Source organism: Succinivibrio faecicola, from assembly GCF_019448115.1.
GTDB classification, from domain to species: Bacteria; Pseudomonadota; Gammaproteobacteria; order Enterobacterales; family Succinivibrionaceae; genus Succinivibrio; species Succinivibrio faecicola.
Genome location: NZ_JAGFNY010000005.1, coordinates 12,394 through 29,161, shown reverse-complemented (window position 1 = coordinate 29,161; position 16,768 = coordinate 12,394). Strand labels below are relative to the sequence as shown.

Annotated in this window: 14 protein-coding genes; 6 read left to right on the top strand and 8 right to left on the bottom strand. The window is 37.2% G+C overall.

Annotated elements, in window-relative coordinates; all coding sequences use genetic code 11:
* Positions 1–2: 2 nt before the first annotated feature.
* The gene (gene rlmE, locus J5V48_RS02735) at positions 3–692 is read right to left on the bottom strand and encodes a 23S rRNA (uridine(2552)-2'-O)-methyltransferase RlmE (protein WP_219936865.1); all 690 of its coding nucleotides are present in this window, start codon (positions 690–692) and stop codon (positions 3–5) included.
* Positions 693–822: 130 nt separating this feature from the next.
* Between rlmE and yhbY the strand changes: the two genes are divergently transcribed.
* Positions 823–1,113 (top strand): ribosome assembly RNA-binding protein YhbY, encoded by a 291-nt coding sequence (gene yhbY / locus J5V48_RS02730; RefSeq protein WP_219936863.1) that lies wholly within the window; start codon positions 823–825, stop codon positions 1,111–1,113.
* Positions 1,114–1,168: 55 nt separating this feature from the next.
* Here yhbY and greA read toward each other — a convergent pair whose 3' ends face one another.
* From greA to grpE, 4 genes are all read right to left on the bottom strand, one after another.
* A complete protein-coding gene (gene greA / locus J5V48_RS02725; RefSeq protein ID WP_219936861.1) occupies positions 1,169–1,654 on the bottom strand; it encodes a transcription elongation factor GreA in 486 nt (161 codons plus the stop codon).
* 132 nt (positions 1,655–1,786) lie between these two features.
* Entirely contained in the window at positions 1,787–2,986 is a 1,200-nt protein-coding gene (gene dnaJ, locus J5V48_RS02720; protein ID WP_219936859.1) for a molecular chaperone DnaJ, read from the bottom strand.
* Positions 2,987–3,058: 72 nt separating this feature from the next.
* On the bottom strand, positions 3,059–4,981 hold the full coding sequence (gene dnaK / locus J5V48_RS02715) for a molecular chaperone DnaK (RefSeq protein WP_219936857.1): 1,923 nt from the start codon (positions 4,979–4,981) through the stop codon (positions 3,059–3,061).
* A 91-nt stretch (positions 4,982–5,072) separates the two neighbouring features.
* The gene (grpE, locus tag J5V48_RS02710) at positions 5,073–5,822 is read right to left on the bottom strand and encodes a nucleotide exchange factor GrpE (RefSeq protein WP_219936853.1); all 750 of its coding nucleotides are present in this window, start codon (positions 5,820–5,822) and stop codon (positions 5,073–5,075) included.
* A 271-nt stretch (positions 5,823–6,093) separates the two neighbouring features.
* Here grpE and J5V48_RS02705 point away from each other — a divergent pair, with 271 nt between their 5' ends.
* The 3 genes from J5V48_RS02705 to ppk1 all read left to right on the top strand — a co-directional run bounded on the left by J5V48_RS02705 (position 6,094) and on the right by ppk1 (position 9,341).
* Entirely contained in the window at positions 6,094–6,483 is a 390-nt protein-coding gene (locus tag J5V48_RS02705) for an outer membrane protein assembly factor BamE (protein WP_219936851.1), read from the top strand.
* A gap of 2 nt (positions 6,484–6,485) precedes the next feature.
* A complete protein-coding gene (locus J5V48_RS02700) occupies positions 6,486–7,148 on the top strand; it encodes a hypothetical protein (protein WP_219936849.1) in 663 nt (220 codons plus the stop codon).
* Between the two features lie 117 nt (positions 7,149–7,265).
* A complete protein-coding gene (gene ppk1, locus J5V48_RS02695) occupies positions 7,266–9,341 on the top strand; it encodes a polyphosphate kinase 1 (RefSeq protein ID WP_219936847.1) in 2,076 nt (691 codons plus the stop codon).
* Positions 9,342–9,409: 68 nt separating this feature from the next.
* On the opposite strand, the gene J5V48_RS02690 is transcribed toward ppk1, so the two are convergent.
* Positions 9,410–11,236, bottom strand: a complete 1,827-nt coding sequence (locus J5V48_RS02690; protein ID WP_219936845.1) for an ABC transporter ATP-binding protein — start codon at positions 11,234–11,236, stop codon at positions 9,410–9,412.
* A gap of 94 nt (positions 11,237–11,330) precedes the next feature.
* The gene (locus tag J5V48_RS02685) at positions 11,331–12,551 is read right to left on the bottom strand and encodes an acetate kinase (RefSeq protein WP_219936842.1); all 1,221 of its coding nucleotides are present in this window, start codon (positions 12,549–12,551) and stop codon (positions 11,331–11,333) included.
* A 526-nt stretch (positions 12,552–13,077) separates the two neighbouring features.
* Between J5V48_RS02685 and pdxH the strand changes: the two genes are divergently transcribed.
* A complete protein-coding gene (gene pdxH / locus J5V48_RS02680) occupies positions 13,078–13,719 on the top strand; it encodes a pyridoxamine 5'-phosphate oxidase (RefSeq protein WP_219936840.1) in 642 nt (213 codons plus the stop codon).
* Positions 13,720–13,770: 51 nt separating this feature from the next.
* Here the strand turns inward: pdxH and purU are convergent, their stop codons facing one another.
* Positions 13,771–14,619, bottom strand: a complete 849-nt coding sequence (gene purU, locus J5V48_RS02675; RefSeq protein ID WP_219936838.1) for a formyltetrahydrofolate deformylase — start codon at positions 14,617–14,619, stop codon at positions 13,771–13,773.
* 230 nt (positions 14,620–14,849) lie between these two features.
* Between purU and gltA the strand changes: the two genes are divergently transcribed.
* Positions 14,850–16,163 (top strand): citrate synthase, encoded by a 1,314-nt coding sequence (gene gltA, locus J5V48_RS02670; protein WP_219936836.1) that lies wholly within the window; start codon positions 14,850–14,852, stop codon positions 16,161–16,163.
* The last annotated feature ends 605 nt before the right edge of the window (positions 16,164–16,768 follow it).

Genomic DNA, 16,768 nt, shown 5'->3' with positions numbered 1-16,768 from the left:
ACCTAAGCTTCCTCGTCTAAAATCTCATTGAAATCTTCATCTGTTGGAGCAACACCATTTAAAGCATGACCCTTAAATCCAGTTGCAACCATATAAACTTCTCGTGAACGATCTCTTGAAGCATCAGGCTTTCGTACCTTCACAGTTGTAAAATCCTGGTGAAGTTCCTTTAAAAATTCCTGACTGCCTTCTCCCTGGAACACTTTTACTACAAAAGTTCCACCAATTCTTAATACGCGTCTTGCCATATCAAGAGCAAGCTCGGACAATAGCATTGATCTTGGCTGATCTATTGCAAGATTACCTGACATATTTGGAGCCATATCAGATAAAACTACATGTGCTCCAACTCCAATCATAGAATAAAGCTTTTTAAAAACTTCATCATCGGTAAAATCGCCCTGAAGAAATTGTACATTTCTAATAGGTCTAATAGGGAGAATATCACAGGCAATAACTCTTCCTGTCTCACCAATACATTTAACTGCAAATTCAGACCAGCCACCAGGTGCTGCACCAAGATCAACTACAATATTTCCATGTCTTATTAGATGATCTCTTTTTTGCAGTTCTTCAAGTTTAAATGATGCTCGTGAGCGCAGACCAAGCTTGTGAGCCTGTTTAACATATGGATCAGAAAAATGTTCCTGAAGCCATCTTGTCTGACTTGCTGTTCTCTTTTTTACGGGCATAAACTAATTCCTAAACTATATTAATTTGTTTGAAAAATCCACATATTATTATACAATTACAAAACTAAATAGCTATGCACATTTGTTGCATATGTCTGTAAAAACACAATTTTTTTATCTGAAGGTCAATATGTCACTAAATTCACATCAGCGCCAGTTCTTAAAGGCTCAGGCTCACTCATTAAAGCCAGTTGTATTACTTGGTAATGATGGCCTGTCAGAGAATGTAATCAAAGAAATTGAAAGCTCAATTGAGCATCATGAGTTAATCAAGATCCGTACTAATGCTGGTCTTGGTAGAAAGGATCAGGCTTTAGAAGCTGCTAATGCAGTTAATGCAGAGCTTGTATCTGTGGTTGGTCGTGTAGCTGTTCTTTTCCGTCAGAGAAAAGAAGATTCAAGATTCATTCTTCCTCGTTAATTTTAGATTCCACTGAAAAAAAAGACTTTCATAAATAATGAAAGTCTTTTTTTTCTTAGATGTATTCAACCTTAACTACTTCGTAGCAGATTGTTCCCTTTGGTATCTTAATCTCAATTTCGTCTTCCTCGCATTTGCCAAGTAGTCCCTTAGCAATAGGAGTCTTGTAAGAAATCAGATTATTGTCAATATCTGCCTCATCTTCACCTACAATTTTATAGGTAATCTCTTTTTCAGTATCAACATCAAGTAAGGTTACAGTTGAACCGAAAATAACCTTCAGTTTACCGTTACCATGCTTTAACTTTGTAACATCAATAACATTTGCACTTGCAATTTTGCTCTCGATGTCCTTAATTCTTGCTTCACACAGGCCCTGCTCTTCTTTAGCTGCATCGTACTCTGCGTTTTCACTTAAATCACCGTGGCTTCTAGCTTCGGCAATAGCCGCTACGATGCGAGGTCTTTCGACTGTCTTTAAGCGCTGAAGCTCGCTACGAAGCAATTCCTCTCCACGTGGAGTCATAGGAGTCTGTTCCATTCTTATAACCTCGAAAAAGTAATAAAAAAATACGCCTAATCTGAGTTAGGCGCTGTATTTGGTTAAATATACAATCAAAAAATTATCTTTTCAAGATTGAATATCCAGAATGCGGACCTAGTCCGCATTTATCTATTTACTTGAAAGATCGTTTACAAATTGTTTAAATTTCTTAAAGAAACTATCGCTCTTTGGGCTGTGAGATGAAACCTTTGAGCTGTCATTTTTTGTTTCTTTTGAAGATTCGCCCGTCAATGATTCTTCAAGCTTCTTTAAAAGATCCTTTTGATGATCATTTAAGTTAACAGGTGTTTCTACAACAAGCTTGCAGTACAGACTGCCCTTATCATATGAGTTATATGACTTAACACCCTTTCCTGCAAGTCTCATTATCATGCCAGTCTGAGTCTCAGGCTTGATGGTAATAGTCACAGGACCTTCAAGAGTTGGAACCTCAACCTTACCGCCAAGAGCTGCAGTTGCAAAGCTGATTGGGATTTCGCAGCTTAAGTCATTTCCTTCACGAACAAAAATATCATGTTCCTTGACGTCGATGACTACATATAAATCACCGCTTGGAGCACCGTTTAATCCAGCCTCACCTTCGCCTTGAAGTCTGATTCTGTCGCCAGCATCAACACCTGCAGGAATATCAACAGAAAGTGTCTTTGTATCAGCAACACGACCAGTACCAGAACAGTCCTTACAGCCATCCTTGATGGTGTAACCTGTACCATTACAGTAAGGACAAGTCTGAGTAACAATCATAATACCCTGCTGCATGCGAACCTGACCTGATCCCTGGCAGTGAGAACAAACTTCTTTCTTGCCATTCTTACCAAGACCGGAACCACCACAGGTCTTACACTTGACATAGGTCTTTAAGTTGATCTTCTTCTTACAGCCTTTTACAGCCTCTTCAAGACTCAATGTGAGCTTTACTCTCATATCACGGCCAGGTACTGATGTTGGCTCTGCTCTGCGTGATGAACGTCTACCGCCACCAAAACCGAAGATATCAGAGAATGCACCAGAGAAGGCACTGTTGAATATATCAGAGAAATCACCGCCGCCAAATGGGTTTGAACCACCAGCCTGTGAGCCATCCGCGCCAGCAAAACCATACTGATCGTAGGCAGCACGCTTTTGAGGATCAGATAATACCTGATAAGCCTCATTTATCTCACGGAACTTTTCACCAGCATCTGCAGCCTTGTTTCTGTCTGGGTGATACTTTATGGCTAGTTTTTTGAAGGCACGTTTGATTGTTGCATCATCTGCACCTTTTTCAACGCCTAGCACTTCATAGTAATCACGTTTTGAAGCTGTCATATTAACCTCTTACAATTAGCAAAAGGCAGGAGGATCCCTCCTCCTACCTTTTTGTTGCAGTTAGTAAACTGATTATTTCTTATCGTCGTTTACTTCTTCAAACTCAGCATCTACAACATTGTCGTCCTTGCTGTTAGATGACTGGTTTGCACCTGCTGACTGAGCCTGCTGTGCTTGAGCCTGTGCCTGCTGAGCCTGCATAATTGCAGAAGCAGCTTCTAGTACAGCCTTTTCAGCATTCTCAATCTTTTCCTTATCATCGCCGCGGGCTGCCATCTCAAGCTCAGCTAAAGCCTTATTGATCTTGGTCTTATCATCCTCAGAGATCTTATCACCAAGATCTGCTAACTGCTTCTTGATCTGGTGAGATGTCGCATCGGCCCTGTTACGTGCAGAAGCTAATTCCTCAAACTTCTTATCTTCAGCTGAGTGCTCCTCTGCCTCACGTACCATACGCTTGATGTCTTCATCTGATAGACCTGAAGATGACTGAATAGTGATCTTCTGCTCTTTACCTGTCTTCTTGTCCTTTGCTGAAACATGGATTAAACCATCAGCATCGATATCAAAGGTAACCTCAATCTGAGCCATGCCACGTGGTGCAGGTTCAATACCTTCTAGGTTGAACTGACCTAATGACTTGTTGTCAGCAGCTCTCTTTCTCTCACCCTGAAGTACATGGATGGTTACTGCAGGCTGATTGTCTTCAGCTGTTGAGAATACCTGTGACTTCTTAGTAGGAATAGTTGTGTTCTTCTCGATAAGAGTAGTCATAACACCACCTAAGGTCTCAATACCTAATGAAAGTGGAGTTACGTCTAATAACAGAACGTCCTTCTTGTCACCTGTTAAAACGCCACCCTGAATAGCAGCACCCATAGCAACTGCCTCATCTGGGTTAACATCCTTACGTGGCTCTTTGCCGAAGAAGTCAGCAACTAACTTCTGAACCATTGGCATACGTGACTGACCACCAACTAAGATTACATCGTTAACATCTGATGGTGATAAACCAGCGTCTGAAAGAGCTGTCTTAACAGGATCTAAGGTTCTTGAAACAAGATCCTCTACTAAAGACTCAAGCTTTGAACGGGTGATCTTGATGTTCATGTGCTTAGGACCAGTTGCATCAGCTGTGATGTATGGTAGGTTTACATCAGTCTGCTGTGATGAAGAAAGCTCAATCTTAGCCTTTTCAGCAGCTTCCTTTAAACGCTGAAGAGCTAATGGATCAGCTCGTAAATCAACACCCTGCTCTGCCTTGAACTCATCGATTAAGAAATCAACGATACGGTTATCAAAATCCTCACCACCTAAGTGAGTATCACCGTTAGTAGCTAGTACTTCGAAAGTCTTCTCGCCATCTAACTCATCGATATCAATAATTGAAATATCGAAGGTACCACCACCTAAGTCATAAACAGCAATCTTCTGCTCGCCCTTTGCCTTATCCTCACCGTAAGCAATAGCAGCTGCGGTAGGCTCGTTGATGATACGCTTTACATTTAAACCAGCAATACGACCAGCATCCTTAGTAGCCTGACGCTGTGAATCGTTGAAGTATGCAGGACAGGTAATAACTGCTTCTGTAACTTCCTCACCTAAGATATCCTCTGCAGTCTTCTTCATCTTCTTTAAAACTTCAGCAGAAATCTGTGGAGGAGCTAACTTCTTGTCATCAACCTCTACCCATGCATCACCGTTGTCAGCCTTGGTGATCTTGAATGGCATAATACCGATATCACGCTGAACCTCGCTATCCTCATAACGACGACCGATTAAACGCTTGATAGCGAATAAAGTGTTCTTAGGATTGGTTACAGCCTGACGCTTTGCAGCATCACCAACGATGATTTCACCATCTTTAGCATAAGCAACGATTGAAGGTGTAGTACGACGACCTTCTGAATTCTCAAGTACGCGAACCTTGTCGCCATCTAATACAGCAACGCATGAGTTTGTTGTACCTAAGTCAATACCAATAATCTTTCCCATTTTGTATTTCCTCTTAAATTCTTTTTAGGTTGTTCCTAATTTAAATTCTTTCTATTACCCTAAATGGAGATAGCGTTTTTATATTTCAAGTCTATGCTTCAATATTTATTGAATTTTTTTTGTCTTCCTCTGCAGTGGATGCAGGAGCTCCGCTTGAAACAATTACCATTGCAGGACGAACAACTCTTCCGTTTAGGATGTAACCTTTCTGCATTACAGAAAGTACATGATTTGCCTTAACCTGTGCACTAGGAGCCATTGAGATTGCCTGATGAATGTTAGGATCAAACTCTAAGCCTTCTGGATCTGATACCTCAACACCAAAGTGTGAAAGCTCTTTTAATAATAGAGTTACAGTATTCTGAACTCCTTCAATTGTTGGCTTTACAGCAGGGTCATCATGATTAGAATGCTTTAAAGCAAGTTCTAGTGAATCAACTACAGGTAAAAGAGCCTTTAAAATCTTCTCGTTACCATACTTCTTTTCGCGCTCAACATCAGCTTCAATACGCTTTTTCTGATTTTCACTTTCTGCAAGAGCTCGCTTTAGAAGATCGGTATCATCTTTATGCTTGTTAGCTAAAGCTTCAATCTGTGCCTTTAGCTGTTCGTTCTCAGTCATAAGAGCCTTAACATCAACTGATGATTCGCACTCACATGGTTCGCACTCACATGACTCGCACTCGCATGACTTGCACTCGCAGGTATTCTGCTCATTTTGTGCATCTACATTCTCATCAAGAAAAGCATTGTCTGCATCGTTTGCTGCAGCATTGATGTTTTCCTGAGCATCACATGTTTCTTCAAATTTCTGTTGAAATTGGGTTTCTTCAGTCTGCATTTTGAACTCTTTTAAAATTAAAATTAACGCTACAGATAAGATGGGGGCTGTTATTGGTAATTCAAGGGCAAATATGAAAAAAAAATAAAATTCTTGTATTTTTTATAAATAATCTAAGTTCTTTTACATCTTAAACCAGATAATCAAATACATTATTTTGAATTTATATATACTGTAAATCACTTTATATGCTTTACATGTATATTATTTTTCACATATTTGGTAAGATAAACAAAGCATTAAATGCAAACAAATTTAAGGTTTTATAAAAATGCAGATTAAAAAATTATTACTAGCAATTTCTGTTTTCACTTCTGTTTCATTATTAACATCCTCTTGCGCTTACAGAGCTGATCTTGTACAGGGTAATTACGTTGAGCAGGATCTGGTAAATCAGTTATCAGTTGGAATGAGTTCAGAGCAGGTAAGATACGTACTTGGAAGCCCAATGTTAATTGATCCATATGATAAGAGCAGATGGTACTACATCAATTTTTACAGAGAAGGCTGGTCATCACCTGATGTAAAGCGACTTGTTCTTGTTTTCAATGGAACAACATTAGTCGACATGGGTGGCGATTACAAGAAACCTGATTCTTTTAATCAGATAAATAACGCTTTAAACAGTACAACTGAATATATAGAGCTACCAAAAGAATAATTATGATTAAAAAGCAGCTGTCCGTACTGCTCATTATTATTTTTGCCTTTCTATTCAGTGGTTGCACTCTTGAAGATGAAACTGCAGAGAAGATAATCCAAAACAAACAGATTATCGTTAGCGAGCCTACTTTGCAGGATATTTTCAAAGAACTATGCTTTAACTGCAGTCTTGGAAAAGCTGACAATTACGATGAAATCGTAAGTCTATACTATTCAACTCTCAATGAAAAAGATGCTAGATTTGCAAAGAAGACTTACTCTTTTTTAGGAAATTCAGACGGCTCTTACCTATATCAAACAGAAACCTTAAACAAAGAATTTGAAAAATGCATGCAAAAGGCAATATCAACAAAAAGCAAGCATTATTCAGATTTTCTAATTACAAGAGCCTACATCTGTTCTAGAATTTCATTATTCTTCTATAAAGAAAGTGATCTGAAAAACTCAAATTACTGGGCAAGAAGAGCAATAAACCTTGTAGGTGAAGCTCAAGGTAATTATATCCTTGGACGTGTTTACATAAGAGATGATTCAACAATTGAAATTGGAGCTGATTACCTTGCTCACTCAGCACACCTTGGATATGTAAACGCGATTCCTGCTTTAAGAGACAGTTTACAGGAACATTCTGTTTTCAATCTTTTTGAAAAAGAAGATGAGTAAATTGATTTGTTAAGACTGATTACATATTTTTAACATTTATTTAATCTGAAGTTTACGTTGTTTATATACTATAATCAGTATCGGTACCTTAATTTTTAGTAATAATTCGAGGTTTATATGCTTCCTGTTTGTGATTCAATCATGCCAAAAGAACTTTCCTGGCTATCTTTTAATGCGCGTGTACTTCAGGAGGCAGCAGATCCCTCAGTTCCACTTATTGAAAGAGTAAGATTTCTTGGTATTTACTCAAGCAATTTAGATGAGTTTTTTAAAGTTAGAGTTGCAGAGTTAAAAAGACAGGTAATCATTAACAAGGCTCAGGGAAATGAAGATACTGTTAATCTGTTAAGACAGGTTCAGAACGAAGCTAACAAATACCAGAGAACTTTAAACAGAATTTACAAACAGCTTCTTGTAGAACTAGCTGATCACAATATTTTCCTTCGAGATCCTGATTCAATTACAAAAGCTCAGAATGAATGGGTACACTCTTATTTTAGAAGACATGTTCTAAAGCATATTAATCCTGTGATCATTGGCGAAGATACAGATCTTGTCTCTTTTTTAAAAGATGAATTTACTTATTTGCTGGTTGATATGACCGATGGTAATGATGTTTACCATGCACTAATCGAGATACCAACAGATAAGATCCCTCGCTTTATCAGAATGCCATCTGAGGATAACAATGTTACTTTTATGTTCCTTGATGACGTTATTAGAGTTGGAATAGACTCAATCTTCAAAGGCCTATTCACCTACGAAAAGATTGAAGCTTATTCTATTAAGATGAACCGTGACGCTGAATACGATCTTGTTGGAGATATTGACAGATCGGTTCTTGATAATATGTCTGAGTCACTAAAGCAGCGATTAAATGCAATGCCAGTTCGCTTCTCCTATGATGCTCAAATGCCTGAGAATATGGTTAATTTCATGGCAAAGGAACTCAAAATGAGTTCTATTGATTCTATGATGCCTGGAAACAGATACCACAATTTTAAGGATTTCTTGTCATTCCCAAGCTTTGGAAGTGACGACATGGAGAACAGACCTCTAAGTGAGATCAAGTCATATCAGTTTGTCAACGCAATGACTCCTTTTGAGGCAATCGGCAAAAAGGATATTCTTCTTTACTATCCATACTACTCTTTTGACTACTTTACAGAGTTTTTAAGACATGCTTCATATGATCCTAAGGTTTCATCCATCAAGATCAATATTTATCGTGTTGCAAGCAATTCTCGAGTAATCAACTCTCTTATTCATGCTGCAAATAACGGCAAGAGTGTTACTGTGGTTGTTGAGCTTAAAGCCAGATTCGATGAGGCTAACAACGTTAAATGGGCTTCAAGACTTACAAATGCAGGGGTAAAGGTTCTATTCGGTCTTCCAACACTGAAGATCCACTCAAAACTGTGTCTTGTTACTAGACATGAAGAAAGTGGCATTGTTAGATATGCTCACATTGGTACAGGTAATTTCAATGAGAAAACAGCAAAGATTTATACCGACTTTGCTCTATTTACTGCTAATGCAAAGATTACTAAGGAAGTAGATGACGTATTCTCATTTATTGAATATCCTTACACAAGACCAAAATTTGAAAATCTCCTAGTATCTCCACTAAATGCAAGAGACAGAATTAATTTCATGATAGACAGAGAAATTGATTTTGCAAAGCAGGGTATAAAAGCCTCAATCAACTTCAAGGTTAATGCTCTTGTCGATATTGAAATTATTAATAAACTGTACGAAGCATCTAAAGCCGGTGTGAAAGTTCGCGGTATTGTACGTGGAATGTGTGCTTTAAAGCCAGGTGTAAAAGATCTGTCTGACAACATTTATATTACATCTATTGTGGACAGATTCCTTGAACACCCTCGCGTAATGCTTTTCAATAATGGAGGAAATGAGGAGCTGTTCATCAGCTCTGCTGACTGGATGAAAAGAAACCTTGATCTAAGAATTGAGGTTGGTACAAGAATAGTAGATCCTGACCTTATCAAACGAATCAAAGATATTCTAATACTTCAGCAGAATGATAATCGCAAGGCAAGAATAATCGATGCAGACCAGAAGAACGTATACGTTCAGGCAAAAGAAGGCGATAAGCAGATCCGCTCTCAAATTGATATTCACGAATATCTAGTGGAAGTTGAAGAGCAGATTGCAAAATCAGATCAGAAATAAGATAAACGATAAAAATGGGCACTACATTATATATAGTGCCCATTTAGTTTATTTAGATTATCTTGTTTCTAGTTTTGCTCTATCTTCTCACTTTCTGTGCTTTTGTGAGTCTTTGAGAACTGTGACTTGTATAGAACGCTATATGCACCACCTAACTCTACTAGCTGCTGATGTGAGCCTTGCTCAACAATATGTCCGTCGTTAATTACGTAGATCATATCAGCATCCATTACTGTAGAAAGTCTATGAGCAATAACAATAGTCGTTCTGCCTTCCATGAGTTTGTCTAAAGCACGCTGAACCACCTTTTCTGACTTGTTATCCAAAGCTGATGTTGCTTCATCAAGAATAACAAGTGGTGCATTCTTTAAAATTGCTCTTGCAATAGCAAGTCTTTGTCTTTGTCCGCCGGATAACAGAAGACCTCTCTCGCCGATAACAGTATCTAAACCGTCAGGTAATTTATCAATAAAATCATCAAGATATGCACTCTTTATAGCAAATTCAATCTGCTCTTGCGTTGCATCTTTCTTACCATAAAGAAGATTGTCTCTAATGGTACCTGCAAAAAGGAAATTATCCTGAAATACCATTGAGATTTTGTCTCTTAGTGATGATAGAGAATACTCTCTAATATCCTTGCCATCGACTTTAATAGAGCCTTTATCTATATCGTAAAGACGAGGAATTAATGAGCATACAGTTGATTTACCACCGCCAGAGTTACCAACGAGAGCAACTTTTGTTCCGACAGGAACTTTAAGACTGATACTATCTAAAATAGTCTTCTCGCCGTCATAACTGAATGTAACATTATCAAATGTAATGTCTTTTTTAATCTCAGTTAATTCGTCCTTTCCATCCTCACTTGCAGATTCAAAAGATTCTGCATGTAGCAGCTGAGAAATACGATCTAAAGCTAAAAGCGAATTTTGAACTGCAATATAGTTATTACCAATACTCTTTATAGGAGTATATAGCATGATTAGCGCTGCAAGGAACGCAACAAAAGTTCCTGCTGTAATATCCTTTGTCTCAATTAAATGAAGACCAAAATATAAAACTCCTGCTACACCAAAGGCTGTAACTAAATGCATGAAAGGTGCTAGCCAATTAGTGTCACGAACAATCTTCATACCAAGAACAAACAGTGATTTGTAATTATCCTTATATGAAGTAGCCATCTGATCTTGAAGATTGAAAGACTTGATTGTCTTAATACCAGAATATGTTTCATAGTAGTAGGTATTAAGCTTTGCGCCAGAGGACAGAGTTCTTAAAGTAATCTGCTTGATTCTTTTTCTTACTATCTTCATTGGGTAGACAATAAGAAGAAGAACACCAACAGCAATAAAAGAAAGCTCCCATGAGTTGTAAAGTAAAACAACCACCAGAGCTAATGAAGAGAAAAATTTCTGTAAAAACAGCTTTAGGTTTGCAATAAGTCCTGATGTTGCTGTATCAGCATCACCAGCAAAACGCATAATTACAGAGCCTGAAGTATTCTTATCAAAGAATCTTGATTCAAAACGAAGTAATCTTTTGAACAGAGCGTTTTTAAGATCCATAGAAACCTTACTTCCAACATAGGCATTTACTATGTTTGAAGCATAGATACATATACCCTGTATCACGGTAAAACCTATAATAAAAACAGGAACGAGCGTTGAAAACTCTGCATCCTGTGCAACCATCACATTATCCATGAATGGTTTAAGGAAAGATGCTACAACAGCGTCTAAAGCACCAACAGGAATTGTTAAAATTACGCCAAGAACAGCCCAAAAGAAGTATGGTTTTAGAAAAGGCCAGAAAGTTTTATATCCTCTAACAAAATTGGTTGATACTTTTTCATCCATTTTATCGAGAATGATAATGTCTTTTTTCTTACTCATATAATCCTTAATTAATTGAACTTGAGCATATAATAACAAAAAAACCTTGCATTATCACATGCAAGGTCTTCTTTAAATACAGTTTTTCTGAAGATTACTTAACAAACTGCATTGCAGAACGTGCAATCATTAACTCTTCGTTTGTTGCAATAACAAATAATTTTACTGAAGAGTCAGGCTTTGAAATAACCTGATGATCAACACCCATGTATACACGAGCCTTATAGTTTGCATCGTTATCAATCTTGATACCAAATGCTTCTTCAAGCTCTGAACATACATACTTACGTGTGGTAGGACCATTCTCACCTACACCACCAGAGAATACGATTGCATCAACATGTCCAAGTGGAACATAGTATGAAGCAATGAACTTAGCTAAGCGATATGCATACATCTGTAAAGCTAAAGTACAACGCTCATTACCTTCCTGAATACCAGCAACAATTGGACGGAAATCTGATGAAACACCAGAAACAGCCATCATACCAGACTCTTTATTGAAGATCTTTTCAACTTCCTGTGGAGTCTTGTGTAGTCTCTCGCATAAGAAGAATACAACTGAAGGATCGATGCTACCGCAGCGGGTACCCATGATAAGACCATCTAATGGAGTTAAACCCATAGAAGTATCAACGCACTTACCGTTCTTTACAGCTGAAACTGAAGCACCGTTACCCATGTGACAGGTAATCAGACAGGTTTCCTCAAGAGGCTTACCAAGCATCTTTGCTGCTTCTTGAGCAATAAACATATGTGAAGTTCCGTGAGCACCATATTTACGTAAATGTAAATCAGTGTAGAATTCCTCAGGAATAGCATAACGGTATGCCTTTGGAGGCATTGTCTGATGGAAAGCTGTATCAAAAACTGCTACATGAGGAATATTAGGGAAATTCTCTCTTGCTGCATCAATACCTAACAGATGAGCTGGGTTGTGAAGAGGAGCAAAAGGAATAACCTTCTTGATGTTCTCCTCTACTTCATCATCAATTAAAGTTGGCTGTGAATAGATATCACCGCCCTGAACGATTCTATGACCACATGCAACAATTGAGTCTAACAGAGCCTTATCGTCTGCAAGAATATTGTTTACAAGGAATGCTAATGCCTTATCATGACCTGCGCCTGCACCAAGAGGAGTTTCAGTCTTCTCGCCACCGCTGTGTTTCCAGGAAATGCGTGCATCCTCTAAACCTAATGCCTCACCGATACCGTTTAAGAAAACGTGACCGTCTGTAGGATCTAAAACTGCGAACTTGACTGAAGAGCTACCACAATTGATAACTAATGCTGTCTTTGGATAATTACTCATTACTTGTACCTAATTTGTGAATTACAATATGAAATTTTTCCCAAACATTCTGTTCAAATCAGAATTAACTCTATCTTCTCTGTGCTCATAAGAACACTATTTAAAATGAATCAGATTAAAGATTCTCAATAGAATTATTTTTTTATGGCTATAATACAGGAGAAAGACCGTTAAAAAGGAGTTACATCTGTCAGTTCCTGTTGATAAATGAAGACTTAACATAATGAAAGATCAAAGAAGACTTAAGCAGATTGCATAATGCATGAAGCTTTCATCATACAAGTACAAAATACCCTGCCTATCAGCTATAGCTATAAATATCTATATTTCTAACATGATCTTCCTATCAATGTCAGCCTTATAACCTTTTGGGCAAATGCTATCTGAATATTTTACCATTTTATTAGAGAGGAAAACACGAAAACGCAAATTTATTTCATTTTTTGATCATTGTGTAACAAAATTTGTATATTATGGTCAATCAGATACGATAATTGCAGTGAGATTTAAGAAAAGGCAAATAATAATGATTGACGTAGCAGATTTAAGAAGAAGCTATCAGGCTGGCGGGTTAGATGAAAAAGAGATGCCTGAACATCCTATGGATCTTTTTGAAAAATGGCTTCTACAGGCTATTGACTCAAAACTTTACGATCCTAATGGTGTTGTTGTAAGTACTGTTGATGAAAACAATACTCCATATTCAAGAATGGTTCTCTTGAAGAATTACACTAAAGATGAACTTGTTTTTTATACAAATCTCGGATCAAGAAAAGCTCAGCATCTAAAGAATAATCCTAAGATCTGTATGCTATTTCCTTGGTATATGCTTGAAAGACAGGTGATGTTTATTGGTGAAGCTCAACGACAGAGCACAATAGAAGATCTGAAATATTTCCACTCAAGACCAAGAGGATCTCAAATCGGTGCTTGGGCATCTCATCAGTCTCATCTTATTTCTGCAAGAGGAATTCTTGAGAGTAAGTTTTTAGAAATTAAAGAAAAATTTAAAAACGGTGAGATTCCTCTGCCTTCATTCTGGGGTGGATATAAGGTCAAATTCACTAAAGTTGAATTCTGGCAGGGAAGAGAAAACAGACTTCATGACAGATTCATTTATGAAAAAGAAGATGGTCTTTGGTTACCCCCAAAAAGACTGGCACCTTAATTAAGTGCAAAAAGGCGCAAATATTGCGCCTTTTTTTGTAAAGAAATAAAACTAAAATACTACAGTCTTATTTCCATGGATGAATACTTTATCATCAAGAACCTTGGAAATAGCTCTGATTAAAACCATCTGCTCAACATCATGACCAGCCTTTGCAAGGGTCTCTGGGTCATAACGATGATTTACCTTAATCACATCCTGCTCAATGATTGGTCCTTCATCAAGATTGTTTGTAACAAAATGAGCTGTTGCACCTATTAACTTAACACCACGGTTATATGCCTGATGATATGGCTTTGCACCAATGAAAGCAGGAAGGAAGGAATGATGAATATTGATAATCTTTCCAAGTGGGTAGTGACCTACAAACTCAGGTGACAGAATTCTCATATACTTTGCAAGAATTACATAATCACAGTTTGTTGAGTCAATAACCTCAATCATTCTCTTTTCCTGCTCTTCCTTTGTAATACCTTCGCAAGAAACAAGTTTAAAAGGAACATTGAATTTTTCTGCAAGAGCACCTAAATCAGGATGATTACCGGCAACACATACAATATCTGCATTAAGTGCGCCTGAATAGGTTTTCATTAAAAGCTCACCTAAACAGTGTGATTCTTTAGTTACAAGAACACATAAACGGCGTCTGTGCTCATCTGCTAATCTTACATTAGCACCTTGTGGAAGAAGGCTGATAACTGTATCAATGAATGTCTTAACGGTTTTGTCGTTAGAAAAATCACCTTCAATTACGGTTCTCATAAAGAATTTGTGGTCTTCAGGAGAGGCAAACTGATCCTGACGAGTGACATTTAGGTGGAACAGTGAGCATACATTTGTGATTTTTGCAATTAGACCGACATCATCAGTACACTCTGTTAACAGAATTCTCTTTTCCATAATATTCTTCAAATTTAATAAATACAGTGTTTTCTCAAAAAAAACAGTTTATATATTCTATTTGTTTTTAAATTACATAACAAGATAATAGTTTTCTATAGCTTGTTACCAAATTATGATCAATTATTGTGCAATAATTTCAAATTTAAGCTGATCTAGTATTTTTTTTTATTGTATATAAAATGAAAGAGTGTAAAAGAATATAAAGCTATAAAAGGAAGGCAATCATAATGGCAATTGAAGATACTCTACCTACATTAGATAAGTATGCAACATTGATGATTCCTGGAAAGGATCCAATTCAGCTCCCTATATTAAAGGGAACATTAGGTCCTGAAGTTATTGATATTCGAGAGCTTGGTAAGCAAGGTTACTTCACTTATGACCCAGGCTTTGTATCAACAGCATCATGTATGTCTAGAATCACCTTTATCGATGGAAAGAAAGGTATATTACTTTATCGTGGTTATCCAATCGATCAGCTAGCAACTAAAGCTGATTATCTGCAGGTGTGTTACCTGCTGTTCAAAGGTGAACTTCCAAACAAAGAGCAGTATGAGAAATTTGTTGACCGTATTAAGCACCATACATTAGTTCATACTCAGATGGAATCTTTATTCCAGGCTTTCAGAAGAGATTCTCATCCTATGGCTGTGCTTTGTGGTATTGCAGGCGCTCTTTCTGCTTTCTACCATGACGGACTTGATATTTATGATGCAGAACATCGTGAATTAACAGCAATTCGACTTGTAGCCAAGATGCCAACTCTTGCAGCAATGTCATATAAGTATTCGATCGGTCAGCCTTTCGTTTATCCAAGGAACGATTTGAGCTATACAGGAAACTTCCTGCACATGATGTTCTCAACACCATGCGAGGAATACAAAGTTAATCCTATCGTTGAAAAGGCTCTTGATAGAATCTTTACTCTTCATGCAGACCATGAGCAGAATGCTTCAACTTCATCAGTACGTCTTGCAGGTTCTTCAGGCGCAAACCCATATGCATGTATTGCAGCTGGCGTGGCATCTTTATGGGGTCCTGCTCACGGTGGTGCTAATGAAGCTTGCTTAAGAATGTTAGAGGAAATCGGCTCTGTTGACAGAATTCCTGAATATGTAGCAAGAGCTAAGGACAAGAATGATCCATTCAGACTGTTTGGTTTTGGTCACCGTGTATATAAGACATTTGATCCTCGTGCTGTTGTTATGAGAGAAACATGCCATGAAGTTCTTGATGCTCTGCACATCGACAATAATCCTCTTCTTAAGGTTGCAACTGAACTTGAGAAGATTGCTCTGTCTGATGAGTACTTTATTGAAAGAAATCTATATCCAAACGTTGATTTCTACTCAGGTATCATTCTGAATGCTATTGGTATTCCAACATCTATGTTTACTGTAATCTTTGCTCTTGCAAGAACTATAGGCTGGATAACTCACTGGAATGAGATGCACACTATCAAGGATTCTAGAATTGGCCGTCCTCGTCAGATTTATACAGGACAGGAATTGCGTAATGTAAAAAGCTTGTCTAGAAGATAATATTTTATCTGTATTTTCAAAACTCTGAACTTTTCTTATGATTTGTTCAGAGTTTTTTTTATTAATTCAGTTCAATATAAAACTATCTTTTTTCCATTATCAGTGTAATCCTATTTCTTTGTCTTTTTATAATTTAATGTTAAAAATCACGAAAGTGATCCGTAATATCATGCGAAGTTGATCCGTCTTTTTTTGTTCATGTCTTAAAAATTGACTGCTTTTCGAAAAATAACAAGAAGTATCAAAACTGAAAAGCGATCTTCAAGCAGAATCTTGTGGTTAAAGGATTTGGTAGAGGTGGAGGGATAAATTACTGTAAAATTTATTTATAAATCAATTAAATATAAAAAAACTAAAAACTACAAAAAAAATACAGAATAAACCAACTCTAAGCAGGACATATTGCTATAAAACAAAATTCCGAGCAGATTACTAATTATATTTTTCGATGAAATAGTAAATCACATATCTTATCGAAAACTTTAATTTACTATTTTTCTCAATAATATCCCTCAATATTGCATTAACAACATACTGTTATCATCTCGTCTTAAAAGATTTTTTAGTCACATAAAACGGCATATCATACATCTATAATTTTCGAT